We start from the raw sequence: 17,504 nt of genomic DNA on the forward strand, positions 1-17,504 counted from the left end.
CGATGCTAGGACGCTAGCCTGACCTGCATGGCAGACCCGAGCGCCGGACCTCTCGACGTCCCGATCCGGGATGCCTCGATCCGGCTCGGTCAGTTCCTCAAGTTGGCCGGCCTCATCGATTCCGGTGCCGACGCCAAGGCGGTGATCGCCGACGGGTTGGTCACCGTCAACGGCGAGGTCGAACGCCGACGAGGCAGGCAGCTACGCCCCGCCGATGTCGTGGTGTTCGCCGGCCGTGGGGCGCGGGTCGTCACCTGACTCGCCGCAGCGCCGTGTCGAGTGCGGGGCTCGTCACACCTTCGCGATCGCCACCCGCACACCGTCACCGATCTCCGTGCCGTCGACAGGCTCACCGAATTCGAAACTCGTGGCGAGGATCTCGCGGGCGATCAGCTCGCGGTGCGTGCGGGCCCACACCTCCCGCACCCGTGGTACCGAGATCACCACCGAGATCCGATCGGACACGTCGAGACCCGTGGACTTGCGCAGATCCTGAAGCTCTCGAATCAGATCGCGCGCCCAGCCCTCGGCTTCCAGCTCCTCGGTCACCGTGCCGTCGAGCACCACGAGGCCGGCCCCGTCGGGCAGCGCCGCCGTCCACTCGGGATCGGCGGCCACCAGCCGCGAGCTGTACTCCTCGGGTTGCAGAACCGCGGGGCCCGCGGTCAATGTGCCGTCGGCGTTGACGACGGCCTCCCCCGATTTGACGGCCTTGATCGCGGCCTGCACGTCCTTGCCGAGCCGCGGGCCCGCCACCTTGGCGTTGACGGTCAGCTCGAAGCGGCCGTAGGCGGCGATATCGTCGGTAAGCTCGACCGCCCTGACGTTGAGCTCGTCGGCGATCAGGTCGCGGTACGGATCGAGCCGCAGTGGACTGTCCACGGCCACAGTCAGTTTCGGCAGCGGCAGCCGCACCCGCAGCTTCTTGGCCTTGCGCAGCGACGAGCCCGTCGACGCGACCTCGCGCACCAGGTCCATGTCGGCCACTAACTCGGCGTCCTTCGGCAGCAGGTCGGCTTCGGGCCAGTCCGTCAGATGCACCGACCGCTCCCCCGTCACGCCGCGCCAGATCACCTCGGTGATCAACGGCAACAGCGGTGCGGCCAGCCTGCCCGTCACCTCCAGCACCGTGTGCAAGGTGTCGATCGCGTCGGGATCCTCCTCCCAGAACCGCGAACGGGACCGTCGCACATACCAATTGGTCAACGCCTCGGTGAACTGCCGCAGCTGGTCGCATGCGCCGGCGATGTCGCACACGTCGAGCGACGCGGTCAGGTCGTCGCGCAGCGCGGCCAGCTTCGCCAAGATGTAGCGGTCCAGCACATGCGTCGAATCCGTGCGCCAGGTGCCCTTCTTCGGCGCGTAGAGCGCCAGGAAGGTGTAGGCGTTCCAGAGCGGCAGCAGCACCTGCCGCACCCCTTCGCGGATGCCCTGCTCGGTGACGATCAGGTTGCCGCCGCGCAAGATCGGCGAGGCCATCAGAAACCAGCGCATCGCATCCGAGCCGTCGCGGTCGAACACCTCGGTGACGTCCGGATAGTTTCGAAGCGACTTGCTCATCTTCTGACCGTCGTTGCCGAGCACGATTCCATGCGCCACACAGGTTTTGAACGCCGGCTTGTCGAACAGCGCGGTGGCCAGGATGTGCAGCGTGTAGAACCAGCCGCGGGTCTGACCGATGTATTCCACGATGAAGTCGCCGGGGAAGTGCGCCTCTTCGCCGGTCTCGCTTCCACTGCCGCTCACCCCGTCGAACCACTTCTGGTTCTCAAACGGGTAGTGCACCTGCGCGTACGGCATGGAACCGGAGTCGAACCACACGTCGAGCACGTCCTCGATGCGCCGCATCGTCGACTTTCCGGTTGGGTCGTCGGGGTTGGGCCGGGTCAGCTCGTCGATGTAGGGCCGGTGCAGATTCGTCGGCCGAACCCCGAAGTCGCGTTCCAGCTCGTCGAGGCTGCCGTACACGTCGATGCGGGGATACGCCGGGTCGTCGGACTTCCATACCGGAATCGGGGTGCCCCAGTATCGGTTTCGGGAGATCGACCAGTCCCGGGCGCCGGCCAGCCACTTGCCGAACTGGCCGTCCTTCACGTGCTCCGGGTACCAGGTGATCTGCTGGTTGAGCTCGACCATGCGGTCGCGGAACTCGGTCACCTTGATGAACCACGACGACACCGCCCGATAGATCAGCGGATTGCGGCACCGCCAGCAGTGCGGATACGAGTGCTCGTAAGTCTCGTGGCGGAGCAGCACCGCGCCGTTGAGGGCCGCGGGGCCGGCGCCGTTCTTGAGGTCGCGGATGATCTGCGGATTGGCGTCGAAGACGTGATGTCCCGCGTAGTCGGGCACCGTCGCGTCGAACCGGCCCTTCGAGTCGACCGGCGTGACGGCCTCGATGCCCGCGGCCTGAGCGGTGAGCATGTCGTCCTCGCCGTACGCGGGCGACATGTGCACGATGCCGGTGCCGTCCTCGGTGCTGACGAAGTCGGCGGGGAGCACGCGAAATGAGTTGGGAGCGTCCATGAAATACGGGAACGGCGGAAGATACCGCGTCTCGAGCAGGTCGCGTCCCGAGTAGGTGCCGAGCACCTCCGGCTCCTCGCCGAGCTCGCGCGCGTAGGCGGGCACCCGCGCCTCGGCGAGCACATAGCGCCGCCCGTCAGGCGCCCGCACCTGGACATAGGTGACGTCGGGATTGACCGCGACCGCCTGGTTCGACGGCAACGTCCACGGCGTCGTGGTCCAGATGAGCAGGTGCGCGCCGTCGAGCGCACCGCCGGCGACCGTGAAGCCCACGGTGATCGCGGGGTCCTGCCGGCTCTGGTAGACGTCGTCGTCCATCCGCAACTCATGGCTGGACAGCGGCGTCTCGTCGTTCCAGCAGTACGGCAACACCCGGTTGCCCTCGTAGGCCAGCCCCTTGTCCCAGAGCTGCTTGAACGCCCAGATCACCGACTCCATGTAGCCGAGATCCAATGTCTTGTAGTCGTTTTCGAAGTCGACCCAGCGGGCTTGGCGGGTCACATAGGCCTGCCACTCGTTGGTGTACCTGAGCACCGAGGCGCGGCAGGCATCGTTGAACTTCTCGATGCCCATCTCCTCGATCTGCGCCTTGTCGGTGATGCCGAGCTGGCGCTGCACCTCGAGTTCGGCGGGCAGGCCGTGGGTGTCCCAGCCGAACCGGCGCTCCACCTTGTAGCCGCGCATGGTGCGGTACCGCGGCACGATGTCCTTGACGTAGCCGGTGAGCAGATGCCCGTAGTGCGGCAGGCCGTTGGCGAACGGCGGCCCGTCGTAGAACACGTACTCCGGGGCATCGTCGCGGCGCGCGATGCTGGCGTGGAAGGTGTCATCGGCGTCCCAGTACTGCAAGACCTCGAGCTCGAGTGCGGGGAACTTGGGTGCGCCGGCCGCCGGTCTGGGATAAGCGGTCACTGATGGTCTCCCTGTGCCAAATTGAGGCCTCCGGCCTCGGAAGCCAATCCTCACGGCACGGGGACGACGTCGCGCTGCTGCGCGGGCGCCGCGGTACCACCCCGCTTGCGCACGCCATCACGGGGAGGACATGCGCCGCTCTACTTCGGGCGATGACGGGCCCACCCGTTCGGGTCTACTGAGCATCGACGGGTCAGGTCGAGCGGTTCTTCCGAAGGCTCCCCGGTGATTGCCGGATCGGTGCCGTTGAGATCGATCGTACCGAGGGCCGCAAACGAGGGCGCCGACGGCGGGTTGCTTACTGCGGCGGGAGTGCGTCCGAGGTCATCTCGATGAGCGCGAGGCGGAACTGCTCGCTGAGCTCCTCGACCGTGTAGGCCTCGAAGCGGGTCGTGTCGTACCACCAGTCGATGTGCACGTCACCGTCGGCCCGGTACACCCGCACCTCGAGCGCATGGCCGAGAGCGGGCGGGGTTTCTTGAACCGGGGCCTGCTCGGACGCCTGGCCGATGTAGTTGAAGTACACGTCGGACGGCTCGGCGGTGACATGCTCCGAGGCGGCGGCCAGCGTGCGGTGCACGGTTGCGAGCATCTCGTTGGCGCTGGCCTGCTGCGGAGTCGCGCACACCATGGGCACCGCGTCGAGCAGGGCGCCGCGCTCGCTGGCGATGTCGACGGGCACCACGCCATCGCCGAGTGTGCGCGCCACCGTCCTGGTCAGGGCCGCCAGCAGGATCTCGTCGGCCGGCAGGTCGAGCCATTCGCCGGCGCCGTCGAGTTCCGCGGTCAACTCAGCACTGGGCGGAGTCGACAGTTTCGCCATGGTCGCCGATCGGGTCGTATCGGCGAGGTGGTCCGTCACGCGAACCGGTGCATGAGCAAATACGCCGAACGGGTGCAGAACCTCAGATGTCGGCGCAGCCGGATAGGGGGCAACCATGAAACCCAAGATAGCTCAGCTGTCCCAAATTTGGGAGACACATCCCAAAACCGTGACGCCAGTGTCAATAAAGGCACCCCTGGCCGATTTGCGGGTGCCATCGCTCATTTCGGGAACTTACGTTAGAGTAAGTGGATGCCACGGACCGACGAGAACGGCAGGCAGCTGAAAGCACTGCTGGACTATCTCCTCGACGGCGATGTCGAGGCGAAGGACATCTACGACGCTCTCGGCACGTCGAGCAGCACCTACTACCGTCGGATCAAAGAAGCCGACTACCCCGATGCAGAGGAATTGCGCCGGGTGGCCGATCGGTTCGGCCTCAGCTATCCCGACCTCCAGGTCCGGTTCGGGCTGATGACGAGGCAGGAAGTCATGCGCTACGTCGAATCCCTGTCGGCGTCGGGCAGTTCGCCGACCGCGCTGCGGGAGGCGATCCGGACGCGCACCCGCGCACCGAAGCTCTCGGAGCTGCGGCCGCGCAGTGACGCTCCGCCCCTATAGCCGTACAATTTGCCGAGTACCACAGCGGCCCGAAGGCAACCTCCATGGCTTTGGCGACACTCATCGCGATAACGCTTTGCTGTATCGCGTGGAGTCTGTGGATCCGCCGTGTCACCTGGTCATCTCGCTGGGAGGTCGCGGCTACCCTCAACATCGCTTTGCAAGGCATGGCGGTGCTGCTCATGTCTCCCTGGGCGTCGGAGACGCTCGGTGTCGCCCTGCACGCGCTGACGGGGAAATGGAACGTCGAAGACTTCATCGGGCACGACTGCTACATCGTCGCCGCGTCCGCCGTCGTCTACAACGCGCTGGGTCGGCTGCAGGACGACCATTTGTTGCAGCGGTCGTTCCGACAGTACGTCGAGTTGCCAGCCACACTCTGCATCCCGGTGCTGCTGGCGACCTTCTCCCTCGGTAACGGCGCGCGGATCTACAAGCCGGACTTCTTCCAGGTGCCCACCGACTTCTGGCTCAACATGTACTGGTTGGTCCTGTGCGGCATCCTCATCTATCTCCTGGGTTACGGCAGCCGGGCCCTGCTGGTGCTGCGCAGGGACCCGCGGTCGCGCAAGATCGCCAACGTCTATCTGATCTCGTCGGCCGCGGGCATCGCCGCCTGCGTCGTCCGGTTGCTCACCGCCTACATTCCCGCACTGCAGCAACTCGACGGAGGAACGACCCTGGTGTGGGTGTTCGCGTGCATGTGCGGCGCCGGCTTCGCGCTGACCTCGGCGGAGTCCTGGCGCCAGAAGACCAGGTGGTTCAGTAGCGCTCCGCTGACCGACCGCTAACCGGCGACCGAGCGCGACACCCCGCAGAACGGCGCCCCCAGGTCGGGCACCGTCTGGTAGCCGCGCCTGCGCGCCCGTGCCGCATCGCGCCGGATCAACGCCTGCAAGCCGGCGAACGACGCCTGGTCGAGCACCATTCGTGTCAGCAGCCGGTTGTGGACGAAACCGAACGACAACCCGCTCGTGGGATCGGCCCAGCCGACCGACCCGGCCAAGCCGGCATGGCCGAAGCCGGGCATGAATCCCGGCGGGACCGGCAGCGAATGGTAGCCGAGATGAAAACTCAACGGCACGAAGATGTTTCGGTCCGGCCAATAGCTCGGCCTGCCGGTGAGCGCCGCAACGCGCTCTTCGGACAGGAACTGCTTGCCCTCGATCCGGCCGCCATTGGCGATTGCGCCGTACATCTTGGCCAGGCTGCGTGCGGTCGCGACCCCGTTGGCCGCCGGAATCTCGGCATCCAGGAACGGGGTGTCGCCCTGGACGACGGCCTTCATCCCGGGAAAGTACATCGACCCGAACATCCCGGAAACGCCGAGCGCTGCCACCCGCGGGGCGATGAAGTTGAAAACCGGATTGGCCAACGTGCCCTGCGGCGCGAGGATCTGCGCCGCGCGGGTCGGCGCGTCGACGGGTGGGCGGCCGAGGTGCAGTCCGTCGGTGTCGAGCGGTTCGGCGAGTTCCTCGCGGATCAGGTCGCGCATGCCTTTGCCGGTCACCGCGCGGCCGAGGCCGGACATCAGCCAGCCGTAGGTGAGCGCGTGGTAGGCCTGATGGCCGAACAGGAGTTTGTTGACCGGCGCGGACGCCACTCGGTGCTCCATCACGCGGTGGTCGAGCAACTCGGCCTTCGTGCAACCGTTGAGATGAGACAGCCCGGCCCGGTGCTGCATCATGTCTCGCACCGTGATCCGGCTCTTGCCCTTGACGCCGAACTCGGGCCAGTACTCGGCGACCGGGGTGTCGTAGTCGATCAGGCCGCGGTCGGCCAGGCGGTGTATGACGGTCGACGCCAGGCCCTTGGTGACCGAGAAAACCATCGCGCCGGTGTCGGCGTTCCAGTACTGGGTCCCGCGGCGATCCGAGTAGCCGGTCCACACGTCGACGACGGGTTCCCCGTGCAGGTATATCGACAGCGCGCCGCCGCCGTAGCGGCGGCCGGGAAACAGCCGGGCGAAGCCCCGCACGGTGCACCCGAAGTTCGAATCGGCTGCGCCCTGGACACCGTGCGGAAGCGCTGCGCTGAGCTCCCTGCTCTTGACACCCGTCACAATGTATTGAATTTACTCGTAACCCCGGCTAATAAACCTTGTGTTACCTATTCGTTAGGTTCGCCCATGTCAGAGGCGTCGAGCAGGTGTTGTGCAGCAAGCGCGGGGGTCAGTTCGCCGTCGCGGACCTGCCGTTCGATCTCGGCGCGGACCTCCTTGACCTTCGGGTTGGACAGCACCCGGTCGAGGACCGCGTCGCGCACCATCGACCATGTCCACTCGACCTGCTGGGTACGGCGGCGACTTTCGAACTCCCCTGCCTCGGTCAGCACATCGCGATGCTTGAGCACGGTCGCCCACAACTCCTCCAGGCCTGCCCCTTCCAACGCGCTCATCGTGAGAACCGGTGGGCGCCATAGGGTTTCGCGGGGATAGATGAGACGGATGGCGCCGGCGAGCTCGCGGGCGGCCCTCTTGGCCTCCATCGCGTGCTCACCGTCGGCTTTGTTGACCACCACGATGTCGGCGAGTTCGAGCACGCCCTTCTTGATTCCCTGCAACTGGTCGCCGGTGCGCGCCAGCGTGAGGAACACGAAGGTGTCGACCATGTTGGCCACCGTGACCTCGGATTGTCCGACGCCGACGGTTTCGACCAGAACCACGTCGAAACCCGCGGCTTCGAGCAGCACGATCGTCTCCCGGGTGGCCTTGGCGACGCCGCCCAACGTGCCCGAGGTCGGTGACGGTCGGATGTAGGCGTCGGGATGCACCGCCAGTCGGGCCATCCGGGTCTTGTCACCGAGGATCGAGCCGCGGGTGCGGGTCGAGGACGGATCGACCGCCAGCACCGCGACCCGGTGCCCCTGTTCGATCAGGTACATGCCCAGCGCCTCGATCGTCGTCGACTTTCCCACGCCCGGCACCCCGGTGATCCCGACGTGCATCGCCTTGCCCGCATGGGCGGTCAGTTTCAGCAGCAGTTCCTGTGCCTGCTCGCGGTGGTCGACGCGGGTCGACTCGACCAGCGTGATGGCCCTCGCCAGGGCGGCGCGGTCACCGTCCGCCACGGCGGTCGCGAGATCGGCGATCGGCTCAGCCATCTATTCGAGGCGGTAACCGAGTCGCTCGGCCAGCTTGTGCAGCAGGCCGATTGCGGCTTCGGCGATCACCGTGCCGGGCGGGAAGATCGCGGTCGCGCCCGCCGCGTAGAGCTCGTCGAAGTCACCCGGCGGGATGACGCCGCCGACCACGATCATGACGTCGGGTCTGCCGACCTCGGCGAGCGCGTCGCGCAGCGCGGGCACCAGGGTCAGGTGCCCGGCCGCAAGCGACGAGACACCGACGACATGGACGTCGTTGTCGGCCGCCTGCCGCGCGACCTCATCCGGCGTGGAGAACAGCGAGCCGACGTCGACGTCGAAGCCGATATCGGCGAACGCGGTCGCGATCACCTTCTGCCCGCGGTCGTGACCGTCCTGGCCCATCTTCGCGATGAGGATCCGGGGCTGGCGGCCGTCGGCCTCGGCGAACTTCTGCACGAGGTCGGTCGCTTGAGTGATGTTGCTGACCCCTCTGCCCCCCATCTCGTCGCGGTAGACGCCGGCGATCGTACGGATCTCCGCGACGTGGCGCCCGTAAACCCGCTCCAGCGCATCGGAGATCTCGCCGACGGTGGCCTTGGCCCGCGCGGCATTGATGGCCAGCGCCAGCAGGTTGTTGCCGAGCCCGTCCGGACCGGCGGGCTCGCGGGTGCCCGCGGCCCGGCTCAGGTCGGCGAGCGCCGCGTCGACAGCGGCCTGATCGCGGTCGGCGCGCAGCTGTTCGAGTTTGGCGAGCTGTTCGGCGCGCACCCGGCTGTTCTCGACCTTGAGCACCTCGATCTCGTGGTCCTCGTCCACCTGGTACTTGTTGACGCCGATCACCGTCTGTTGCCCCGAGTCGATACGGGCCTGCGTGCGCGCCGCCGCCTCCTCGATGCGCAGCTTCGGGATGCCGTCGGAAATCGCCTGGGCCATACCGCCGTGCTCGACGACCTCGCCGATGTGCATGCGCGCCGCGGTCGCCAGTTGGTGGGTCAGCCATTCGACGTAGTACGAGCCACCCCACGGGTCGATCGGCCGCGTGGTGCCCGACTCCTGCTGCAGCACCAACTGGGTGTTGCGCGCGATCCGCGCCGAGAAGTCGGTCGGCAGCGCCAGCGCCTCGTCGAGCGCGTTGGTGTGCAGTGACTGCGTGTGCCCCTGCGTCGCGGCCATCGCCTCGATGCAGGTGCGCGCGACGTTGTTGAACGGGTCCTGCGCAGTCAGCGACCAACCCGACGTCTGCGAATGGGTGCGCAACGACAGGGATTTGGAGCCCTTCGGATTGAATTCGGCGACCAACTCGCTCCACAGCAGCCGGCCGGCGCGCAACTTGGCGACCTCCATGAAGAAATTCATGCCGATGCCCCAGAAGAACGACAGCCGCGGCGCGAACTTGTCGACGTCGAGCCCGGCGTCCAGGCCTGCCTTGATGTACTCGACACCGTCGGCGAGCGTGTAGGCCAGCTCGAGATCGGCTGTGGCACCGGCTTCCTGGATGTGGTAGCCGGAGATCGAAATGGAGTTGAACTTCGGCATCTTTGCGCTGGTGTAGCCGAAGATGTCGGAGATGACCCGCATCGACGCCTGCGGCGGGTAGATGTAGGTGTTGCGGACCATGAACTCTTTGAGGATGTCGTTCTGGATGGTTCCGGCCAGCTTCTCCGGCGGCACCCCCTGCTCCTCGGCCGCGACCACATACAGTGCCAGGATCGGCAGCACCGCACCGTTCATCGTCATCGAAACCGACACCGTCGACAGGTCTATCCCGTCGAACAGCTGACGCATGTCGAGGATGGAATCGATTGCCACCCCGGCCATTCCGACGTCACCCTGGACCCGCGGGTGGTCGGAGTCGTAGCCGCGGTGGGTGGCCAGGTCGAACGCCACCGAGAGGCCCTTCTGGCCGGCGGCGAGGTTGCGCCGGTAAAAGGCGTTGGACTCGGCGGCGGTGGAGAAGCCCGCGTACTGCCGGATGGTCCACGGTTGGTTGACGTACATCGTCGGGTACGGCCCCCGCACGAACGGCGGTTCGCCCGGGAACGTGTCGAGCGGGTAGCCGGCCGCGACCGCCGCGTCCCGGTCGGCGCCGATGTAGACCGGCTTGACGTCGATGCCCTCCGGCGTCACCCAGTCCACCTGGTCGACGCTGTATCCGTGTGCGGCGGCCGCCGCTTCGACATGAGCGGCGACGGCGGTCTCGGTCGGCGCCCCGACGGTGCGCTCTCCGTTCAACGGGACGTCGGCGAAGCTGCCGATGTCCTTTCCGATCCCCGCGGTGGCGGTCACCTCAGGCCCCCAATCTGGTGAGCAGGTCCGACAATGTTCCGACCGCATCGATTTTTGCGGTCAGATAGCCGTCCGGTTTCGAATCCGCTTGTGCTACAGCCTTTTCCGGCCCGGCAAGCAGAACATGCGAGGCGCCGGCCGCACGGGCGGAGTCGACGGCCGCGGAGGCCTCCGTCGCGTAGCGCGCGTCAGTGCCGCAGATCACCGCGATCGCGGGCATGCCGTTGGTCGTCTCGGTCACCGCCTCGATGCCTCCCGACGCGAGCAGGTTCGTCGCGAACGTGGTGCGGATGTTGTGCTCGGCGAGCGGACCGAGCGGCAGCAGCAGCACCTTCGGCCTCGCGCCCGTCTTTTCGAGGAAGGCGTCCGACCGGTCCCGCAGCGCCTCGAAACCGGCCGCATAGCGCTGCACCCCCGACAGCGAATCACCTTGCGGAAGCGCAGGTTCGGCGATATCGGGGAACTCGTTCACGCCCGTGAGCGAGGTGCGCCGGTGGGCGATGTCGTCGGCTCTGCTGGCCGCGACGTCGGCGATCTGGCCGGCGACGTAGTCGGCGGCGTCACCGAAACCGCCGCGGGACTCGATGTCCTGGAAGTGCTTCCAGGCCTGCGCGGCGAGCTGCTCGGTGAGGTCTTCGACATACCAGGAACCCGCCGCGGGGTCGAGTACGCGGCCCAGATGTGACTCCTCGAGCAGCAGCAGCTGGGTGTTGCGGGCGATCCGACGGGCGAAGCTCGGGGCGGTTCCGGGGAAGCCACCGGCGATCGCGACGTCGAACGGGTGCACCTGGACGGTGTCCGCGCCGCCGATGCCCGCCGAGAAGGCGGCCAGCGTGGTGCGCAGCATGTTCACCCAGGGATCGCGCTTGGTCATCATCGGCAGCGAGGTCACTGCGTGCAGGGTGGCGGCCCCCTGCTCCGGCGCCCCGACCACCTCGGCCACGCGGGCCCACAGCCGGCGCGCGGCGCGCAGCTTCGCGATCGTCATGAACTGGTCGTCATCAGCGGCGACGCGGAAGCTGAGCTGGCGCAGGGCATCCGGAACCGCCATACCGCTTTGGCCCAGCAGCCGCAGGTAGCTCACCCCGGCGGCGACCATGCCCGCCAGCTCCCAGGACGCGTTGGCGCCGAGATTGTGGAATGCGGGACCGTCGACGGTGATGGCGCGAACGTGCCCGCCGTAGGCGTCCAGCTTTGCCGCGGTTGCCACCACGTCGCCGACGTCCGTCGCCTGCCGCCCGCTCAACGGGGCGGTCAGCGGGTCGGCACCGAAGTCGACCGAAAGCCGGGACCGCTGGTCGGCGTCGAGGTCGCTCAGCAAGCCGAGCACCGCATCGGCCGCGGAAACGTAATCCGGCCCGGCGATCTCGAAGAGAACCGGAACGAGATCGAGGTAGACGCCGTCGAACAGCCGGTCCAGTTCGGTCGCCGGCACACCCGCGGGAGCGCCGACGCGGATGACGAGCGCGCTGACGCCTTCGGTCAGACCGAGCAATATGGCGCCGTTGTGTTCGGTCAGGCTGCCGGAACCGTTCGCCGGGAACGCCTCTGCCACCTTCCACCCCGTTTTGACGTCACGCAGCGCGTCACCGCCGCGCACGAACGGCCACTGGCCGGGCAGCGGCGGTTCGGGCAGCGCGTCCAGGCTGGTGTAGAGGGGCCGGATCGCGAAGCCGTCGTAGGTCGGCGAATCCAGTAGGCGTTCGGGTTCGGCGGGCAGATCGGCGGGATCGCGTCGGGTGCTTTTTGCCAGCACCCCGGCAACCGCTGAGCGCCAACGCTCTCGATCGGCCTCGACCGCAGTGGGTTTCTGCACGATCATCAGGCTAAATGATCGCCATCACACCGGCGTTGGCCGGGCAGCCGACTCAGGCGCTCGCCGACAGGTGTCTGTGGCCGTCGTTCCGTAGTCTTAGTAGGCGTGAACACCGTCGTCAGCACCCTGCGCGCGGTCCGCGGCGCGGTGGTCGCGACGCTTTCGGGCGTCTCGCGCGTGCGTCTGGCAGGCTCTCTGGCGGGCATTGTGATTCTCGTCGCAGTTGCGTTGCTGGTTCCGCTGCCGACCGCCGTGGAGCTCCGCGACTGGGCGACGTCGGTCGGGCCGTGGTTCCCGTTGGCGTTCCTGGCCGCCCACATCGTGGTGACGGTGTTCCCGTTCCCGCGCACCGCCTTCACGCTCGCCGCGGGCCTGTTGTTCGGACCGGTGCTCGGCATCCCGCTCGCCGTGACGTCCGCGACGGTCAGCGCGGTGCTGGCCTTGCTGCTGGTGCGCGCCGTCGGCCTGCACCTGAACCGGTTGGTGCGCCACCCGCGGGTCCAGTCGCTGGACGCGCGGCTGCGTGAACGCGGCTGGCCGACCGTGCTTTCGATGCGGCTGATTCCCGCCGTGCCGTTCTCCGTGCTCAACTACGCGGCGGGCGCGTCGTCGGTGCGTGTGCTGCCGTACTCGCTGGCCACCCTCGCGGGGCTGCTGCCCGGCACCGCGGCGGTCGTCATCCTCGGCGACGCGCTCACCGGCAACGTCAGCCCGCTGCTGGTGCTGATTTCGCTGTGCACCGCCAGTCTGGGCGTCGCGGGCCTGGTCTACGAAATCCGCGTGCACCGGCGTCATCACCGCGACCGGATCGCGGAAGCCGATCAGCCCGTGCGGGTGACGAGGTAGCCCGGCGTCGCGACTGCGTTGCCCTCTTGCGTCGACTAAACATTTGTTTACAATAGTAAACATGCATTCACCTCCTTCCGATGATCGGACCGCGCGGGCGCGAATCCGTGACGAGGCGCTGCGGCTGTTCAGCCAGCGCGGTCCAGACGCGGTCACGATGCGTGACATCGCCACGGCGGCGGATGTGTCCCCGGCGCTGTTGGTACGCCACTACGGATCCAAGGACGGCCTGATCGATGCCGTCGACGACCACGTGGTCGGCACCCTCGAGGCGCTGCTCACCGCGGTCACGGCGAGAACCGCCGAAGTGGGCATGGGCCCGGCCGCAGTGCCGACGATGCTCGACGGACTCGCGACCCACCTGCCGCCCGACTCCCCGATCCCCGGGTATCTGAGCCGCCTGCTCCTCGACGGCGGACCGGTTGGGGCTGCGCTCTTCGAGCGACTGCACCAGATCAGCATCGGCGTGCTCGATTCGATGGTGGCCGCTGGCACCGCAAGCCCTGGCGAGGATCCCGCTGTGCGGGCTGCGTTCTTGCTGGCCAACGATCTGGCGGTGCTGACGCTTCGCAACCGGCTCACCGAGGCGCTCGGCGTGGACCCGCTCTCCGACGCCGGCATGAAGCGTTGGGCCGCCGAAGTTTTCACGATCTACCGGGGCGGGCTGGGCGGACAAGCCGAGCGCCTCGGGTGAGGAATCAGGAGAGGAAACGATGTCAGCATCCAACGTGTTCGCCAATGCAGGCGCCAGCATCCTGCGCAACCGTCGCCTCATGCGCGCCCCGATCTGGCTCTACAAGGCCCGCCTCGGGGCGATGTTCGGTCAGCGGATGCTGATGCTCGAACACATCGGCCGCAAATCCGGACAGCGCCGCGACGTCGTGCTCGAGGTCGTCGACCATCCCACGCCCGAAACATTCGTCGTCGCTTCGGGGTTCGGCACGCGGGCCCAGTGGTTCCGCAACATCGAGGCCAACCCTGCCGTGCGCGTGTACGTCGGCAGCCGTCCGCCCGCGCCGGCCACCGCCCGAATCCTCGACCAACGCGAACGCGACCGGGTGATGGCCGCTTACCGCAGCGAGCGACCGAAGGCATGGGCACAGTTCAAGCCGGTTCTGGAACAGACGCTCGGCGAACCGATCACCGACACGAACACCCCGCTGCCATTGGTTGAACTTCGGTTGGACACGGCGCGCGCATGAGCGTGTTCGACCGGGTCGTCGCCCCGGGCGCGACCCGAGACGAGATCGCGCTCAGTGTGGCCGGCGCCGCGGCCGGCGCGATCCTGGCCGCGGCGTTGGCGTGGCATGCCGGATGGTCGCCGCTCGCCGTGGTGGTGGTCATGGTCGTCGCCGCCGACGGCTTCGGTGGCGTCGTCGTCAACGCGACCGCCTCCAACACACGCTGGTTTCACAGGCCGAAACGCACTCGGGCACTCCGGATCTCCTACGTTGCCGCGCACGTGCATCCCTTCGTGCTGGCGTTGTTCGTGCCCGGCTTCAGCTGGACAGCGGCGTTCGTCATCTACGCAGTCGTGCTGACCGCCGCCCTGGCGATCACTGTGTCACCACCGACACAACGCCCACCCGTGGCCTTCCTGTGCGCTGCGCTGTGCCTGGCGACCGCGAGCGTGCTCACGATCCCGACCGCCGTGTCGTGGTTTGCCCCCGTCCTGATAGTCCAGCTGCTGTTGTCCCACCAGCTTTCCTTCGCCGCGCCGAGCCGGTCCACGACATGAGAATCCTCATCAGCGGCGGCGGCATCGCCGGTATGACGTTGGCGTATTGGCTGCACCAGAACGGACACTGTCCGATCGTGGTCGAGCGTGGCTCGTCGGCCCGCTCCGGTGGATACGGCATCGACTTCGGCGGCACGGGATATGACGTCGCGGCCCGGATGGGAATCGCAGCGAGCCTGGCATCACGCCAGCTACCGGTCAGCGCGGCCGAGTTCACCGACGCGGACGGCCATGTGTTCGCCTCGCTGAGCCGGGCCTTGGTGGACCGGATCTCGCGGAGTCCACACCTGGGCGTGATGCACGGGACGCTGGAGGAGGCCCTGGCCGAGGCGATGGCACCCAACGTCGAGATCCGTTATGGCCACTGGATTGTCGCGATAGATCAGCGACCCGCCGGCGTGGACGTCACCTTCGCCGACGGACAGCGCGACACATTCGATCTGGTAGTGGGCGCAGACGGTGTCCATTCCCGTACCCGGGAACTCGTCTTCGGATACGAGCCTGCGTTCCTACGCCATCTGGGCTACCTGGTTGCCATCCACCCGATCGCTGATCGCTTCGGGCTGGGTGACGTTCGCACGCACTACACCGAACCCGGACGACAACTGGTGCTCTACCCCACCGGCGCGCCCGGCGAACTGATCGCGTTGTACCTGTTCCGCTCGGACATCACCACGCGTGTCGATCCCCGACACCGTGCGCAACTGCTGCGCGACGTCTACGGCGGAATGCGTTGGCACACCGCGTCAGTGCTCGATCAGCTACCCGACTCCATCTTCATGGACACGCTCACTCAGATCACCATTCCCCGCTGGTATGACGGCCGCGTGGTCCTGGTCGGCGACGCCTGCGGCGCAACCACGCCGGCCTCGGCACAGGGCGCGTCCATGGCCATGGCCGGCGGGTATCTGCTTGCCGACGCTCTACGGGCGCATCCGAACGACCACGAGGCCGCCTTCGCCGAGTACCAGCGAAGACTGCGGCCCGAGGTCCGTCATCGACAGCGCACCGCCCGACGGTTCGCCCGTGGCCTGGTGCCGGCGACGAAGCCGGGTCTGGCGGCGCAGCGGGTCGTCATGCGCTGTGTCATGCGCGACGCCTTCGCCGGTCTTTTGCGCCGGCAGTTCGGTGCCGACACCATCCTGTCGAGCTGATCGCCCTACAGCGAGTGCGCGCCACCTTCGGTCCGGGCCGATCCCAGCGACTGAGGGGGCGGCGCCGGGTTCAGGCCCGGCCCGGTCACCGGAGTCCGTGCGTCGGCCTCCGCCTTCGCGACCGCCTGGGCGATCGCCGGATCCGTCTCGGTGCTGAACCAGTCGGCGACCTCGTCCTCGTCGTCGGTCTTCGGCGGCGTGTCGTCTACCGGCGACGGTGTATAGCGGAACACCCCGTCCTCGCCGGGCGCGCCGAGCAGCTTGGTGAATCCCTGCAGCGCAGAACCGAAGTCGCTGGGCACCAGCCACACCTTGTTCGCCTCGCCCTTGGCCATCTGCGGCAAGGTCTGCAGGTACTGGTAGGCCAGCATCTCCGGGGTCGGCCTGCCGGCCTTGATCGCCGCGAACGTCTTCTCGATGGCCTTGGCCTGCCCCTGCGCCTGCAGGTAGGCGGCGGCGCGTTCGCCTTGCGCACGCAGCATGCGCGACTGCCGGTCGGCCTCAGCGGCCAGGATCGCCGCCTGCTTGGCGCCCTCGGCGGCCAGGATCTGCGCCTGCTTCTGGCCTTCGGCCTGTTTGATCGCCGCTTCGCGCGAGCCCTCGGCGGTGAGGATCATCGCGCGCTTCTCGCGGTCGGCGCGCATCTGCTTTTCCATCGAGTCCTGGATCGACGGCGGCGGGTCGATGCTGCGCAGTTCAACGCGCGCCACGCGCAGACCCCACCGGCCGGTGGCCTCGTCGAGCACGCCGCGCAGCTGGCCGTTGATCTGGTCGCGTGACGTCAGCGTCTGCTCCAACGTCATACCGCCGACGACGTTGCGCAGCGTGGTCGTGGCCAGCTGTTCGACGCCGACGATGTAGTTGCTGATCTGATAGACAGCCGCTTGCGGATTGGTGACCTGGAAGTAGACGACGGTGTCGATGTTGACGGTCAGGTTGTCCTCGGTGATCACCGGCTGCGGCGGGAACGACACCACCCGCTCCCGCAGGTCGACGCGCGCGCGGATCCTGTCGACGAACGGCAGCAGCAGCGTCAGCTGACCCGACACGGTCTTGCTGTAGCGGCCGAGCCGCTCGATGACCGCCGCCTCTGCCTGGGGTATCAGCGCTATCGACTTCGCGACGATGATGGCGGCGAACACCACCAGCACGCCGACGAGGACCAGACCTGCGACGGCACCTTCCATGACGGGTTCCTTCCCTTCGTCCGGGTTGCCCAGCGAATCCTCTAGACGACTTTCTGCACGACGGCGGTGGCGCCGTCGATGTGGACGACGGTCACGTGGTCGCCGGGTTCGTAGACATCGTTCTCGTTGTAGGGCCGCGCGGTCCAGATCTCGCCGTCGAGCTTGACCTGTCCTTCGTGGCGGGCGACCCGATCGAGCACCAGCGCGCTCTTGCCCTCCAGCGCCTTCGCCGGATCGGGCAGGCCGGTGCCGGCCTGGAAGTGCCTGCGCAGCGCTGGGCGCACCAGCACCAGCAGCAGGACGGACACCACCGCGAAGACGGCGCCGTGGACCCACAGGTCGTCGAAGATCAGGCTCGATCCGGCCGCTGCCAGCGCCCCGCCGCCGAGCATGAGCAGAAACAGGTCGCCGGTCAGGGCTTCGGCCCCGGCGAGCGCCAGCGCGGCAATCAACCAGATCAGCGCAGCAGGCATGACGTCACCCTATCGCGTGAGCGGCCTGATACGGGCCT

16 protein-coding genes are annotated in these 17,504 nt (G+C 67.6%); 8 read left to right on the forward strand and 8 right to left on the reverse strand.

Features of this window, described 5'->3' with window-relative positions:
• Positions 1–27 precede the first annotated feature (27 nt).
• Entirely contained in the window at positions 28–258 is a 231-nt protein-coding gene (locus tag AU187_RS09635; RefSeq protein ID WP_059100033.1) for an RNA-binding S4 domain-containing protein, read from the forward strand.
• Positions 259–291: 33 nt separating this feature from the next.
• On the opposite strand, the gene ileS is transcribed toward AU187_RS09635, so the two are convergent.
• Together ileS and AU187_RS09645 are read right to left on the reverse strand one after the other, a co-directional pair.
• Positions 292–3,438 (reverse strand): isoleucine--tRNA ligase, encoded by a 3,147-nt coding sequence (gene ileS, locus AU187_RS09640; protein WP_059100032.1) that lies wholly within the window; start codon positions 3,436–3,438, stop codon positions 292–294.
• Between the two features lie 298 nt (positions 3,439–3,736).
• A complete protein-coding gene (locus AU187_RS09645; protein WP_286131899.1) occupies positions 3,737–4,300 on the reverse strand; it encodes a hypothetical protein in 564 nt (187 codons plus the stop codon).
• 213 nt (positions 4,301–4,513) lie between these two features.
• Between AU187_RS09645 and AU187_RS09650 the strand changes: the two genes are divergently transcribed.
• Together AU187_RS09650 and AU187_RS09655 are read left to right on the forward strand one after the other, a co-directional pair.
• Positions 4,514–4,882 carry a hypothetical protein gene (locus AU187_RS09650; protein WP_059100030.1) on the forward strand — a complete coding sequence of 123 codons (369 nt, stop codon included), beginning with the start codon at positions 4,514–4,516 and terminating at the stop codon, positions 4,880–4,882.
• Positions 4,883–4,926: 44 nt separating this feature from the next.
• Positions 4,927–5,673, forward strand: a complete 747-nt coding sequence (locus AU187_RS09655; RefSeq protein ID WP_059100029.1) for a hypothetical protein — start codon at positions 4,927–4,929, stop codon at positions 5,671–5,673.
• Here AU187_RS09655 and lipL read toward each other — a convergent pair.
• The 4 genes from lipL to mutA are packed head-to-tail and all read right to left on the reverse strand — an operon-like array spanning position 5,670 to position 12,074.
• Positions 5,670–6,944, reverse strand: coding sequence for an esterase/beta-lactamase LipL (gene lipL / locus AU187_RS09660; protein WP_059100028.1), 1,275 nt, complete (start codon positions 6,942–6,944; stop codon positions 5,670–5,672). The genes AU187_RS09655 and lipL overlap by 4 nt on opposite strands.
• 47 nt (positions 6,945–6,991) lie before the next feature.
• Entirely contained in the window at positions 6,992–7,984 is a 993-nt protein-coding gene (gene meaB / locus AU187_RS09665) for a methylmalonyl Co-A mutase-associated GTPase MeaB (protein ID WP_059100027.1), read from the reverse strand.
• Positions 7,985–10,234: a methylmalonyl-CoA mutase gene (scpA, locus tag AU187_RS09670; protein ID WP_172800226.1), complete on the reverse strand. Its 2,250-nt coding sequence runs from the start codon at positions 10,232–10,234 to the stop codon at positions 7,985–7,987. It lies immediately after the preceding gene.
• Between the two features lie 19 nt (positions 10,235–10,253).
• Entirely contained in the window at positions 10,254–12,074 is a 1,821-nt protein-coding gene (mutA, locus tag AU187_RS09675; protein WP_059100025.1) for a methylmalonyl-CoA mutase small subunit, read from the reverse strand.
• 99 nt (positions 12,075–12,173) lie between these two features.
• Here mutA and AU187_RS09680 point away from each other — a divergent pair, with 99 nt between their 5' ends.
• The 5 genes from AU187_RS09680 (at position 12,174) to AU187_RS09700 (ending at position 15,806) form a co-directional block, all read left to right on the forward strand.
• Positions 12,174–12,914 carry a TVP38/TMEM64 family protein gene (locus AU187_RS09680; protein WP_059100024.1) on the forward strand — a complete coding sequence of 247 codons (741 nt, stop codon included), beginning with the start codon at positions 12,174–12,176 and terminating at the stop codon, positions 12,912–12,914.
• Positions 12,915–12,975: 61 nt separating this feature from the next.
• Positions 12,976–13,608, forward strand: coding sequence for a TetR/AcrR family transcriptional regulator (locus AU187_RS09685; RefSeq protein ID WP_059100023.1), 633 nt, complete (start codon positions 12,976–12,978; stop codon positions 13,606–13,608).
• A 19-nt stretch (positions 13,609–13,627) separates the two neighbouring features.
• On the forward strand, positions 13,628–14,116 hold the full coding sequence (locus AU187_RS09690) for a nitroreductase family deazaflavin-dependent oxidoreductase (RefSeq protein ID WP_059100022.1): 489 nt from the start codon (positions 13,628–13,630) through the stop codon (positions 14,114–14,116).
• Positions 14,113–14,652, forward strand: a complete 540-nt coding sequence (locus AU187_RS09695; RefSeq protein WP_059100021.1) for a hypothetical protein — start codon at positions 14,113–14,115, stop codon at positions 14,650–14,652. The genes AU187_RS09690 and AU187_RS09695 overlap by 4 nt, the downstream gene beginning before the upstream one ends.
• Positions 14,649–15,806: an FAD-dependent monooxygenase gene (locus AU187_RS09700; protein WP_059100020.1), complete on the forward strand. Its 1,158-nt coding sequence runs from the start codon at positions 14,649–14,651 to the stop codon at positions 15,804–15,806. Before AU187_RS09695 ends, AU187_RS09700 begins: the two co-directional genes overlap by 4 nt.
• Positions 15,807–15,811: 5 nt before the next feature.
• On the opposite strand, the gene AU187_RS09705 is transcribed toward AU187_RS09700, so the two are convergent.
• Both AU187_RS09705 and AU187_RS09710 read right to left on the reverse strand, forming a co-directional pair.
• On the reverse strand, positions 15,812–16,993 hold the full coding sequence (locus tag AU187_RS09705) for an SPFH domain-containing protein (RefSeq protein WP_059100019.1): 1,182 nt from the start codon (positions 16,991–16,993) through the stop codon (positions 15,812–15,814).
• Between the two features lie 41 nt (positions 16,994–17,034).
• Complete coding sequence (locus AU187_RS09710) at positions 17,035–17,466, reverse strand: NfeD family protein (protein WP_059100018.1); 432 nt, start codon at positions 17,464–17,466, stop codon at positions 17,035–17,037.
• Positions 17,467–17,504: the final 38 nt, after the last annotated feature.

The organism is Mycobacterium sp. IS-1556 (genome assembly GCF_001499985.1).
Classification (GTDB): domain Bacteria; phylum Actinomycetota; class Actinomycetes; order Mycobacteriales; family Mycobacteriaceae; genus Mycobacterium.

Excerpts from the sequence above, each read along its gene's own strand:
- AU187_RS09635 (WP_059100033.1), top strand. The coding sequence starts at position 28 with ATGGCAGACCCGAGCGCCGGACCTCTCGACGTCCCGATCCGGGATGCC.
- AU187_RS09650 (WP_059100030.1), top strand. The coding sequence starts at position 4,514 with ATGCCACGGACCGACGAGAACGGCAGGCAGCTGAAAGCACTGCTGGAC.
- AU187_RS09655 (WP_059100029.1), top strand. The coding sequence starts at position 4,927 with ATGGCTTTGGCGACACTCATCGCGATAACGCTTTGCTGTATCGCGTGG.
- meaB (WP_059100027.1), bottom strand. The coding sequence starts at position 7,984 with ATGGCTGAGCCGATCGCCGATCTCGCGACCGCCGTGGCGGACGGTGAC.
- mutA (WP_059100025.1), bottom strand. The coding sequence starts at position 12,074 with ATGATCGTGCAGAAACCCACTGCGGTCGAGGCCGATCGAGAGCGTTGG.
- AU187_RS09685 (WP_059100023.1), top strand. The coding sequence starts at position 12,976 with ATGCATTCACCTCCTTCCGATGATCGGACCGCGCGGGCGCGAATCCGT.
- AU187_RS09690 (WP_059100022.1), top strand. The coding sequence starts at position 13,628 with ATGTCAGCATCCAACGTGTTCGCCAATGCAGGCGCCAGCATCCTGCGC.
- AU187_RS09695 (WP_059100021.1), top strand. The coding sequence starts at position 14,113 with ATGAGCGTGTTCGACCGGGTCGTCGCCCCGGGCGCGACCCGAGACGAG.
- AU187_RS09700 (WP_059100020.1), top strand. The coding sequence starts at position 14,649 with ATGAGAATCCTCATCAGCGGCGGCGGCATCGCCGGTATGACGTTGGCG.
- AU187_RS09705 (WP_059100019.1), bottom strand. The coding sequence starts at position 16,993 with ATGGAAGGTGCCGTCGCAGGTCTGGTCCTCGTCGGCGTGCTGGTGGTG.
- AU187_RS09710 (WP_059100018.1), bottom strand. The coding sequence starts at position 17,466 with ATGCCTGCTGCGCTGATCTGGTTGATTGCCGCGCTGGCGCTCGCCGGG.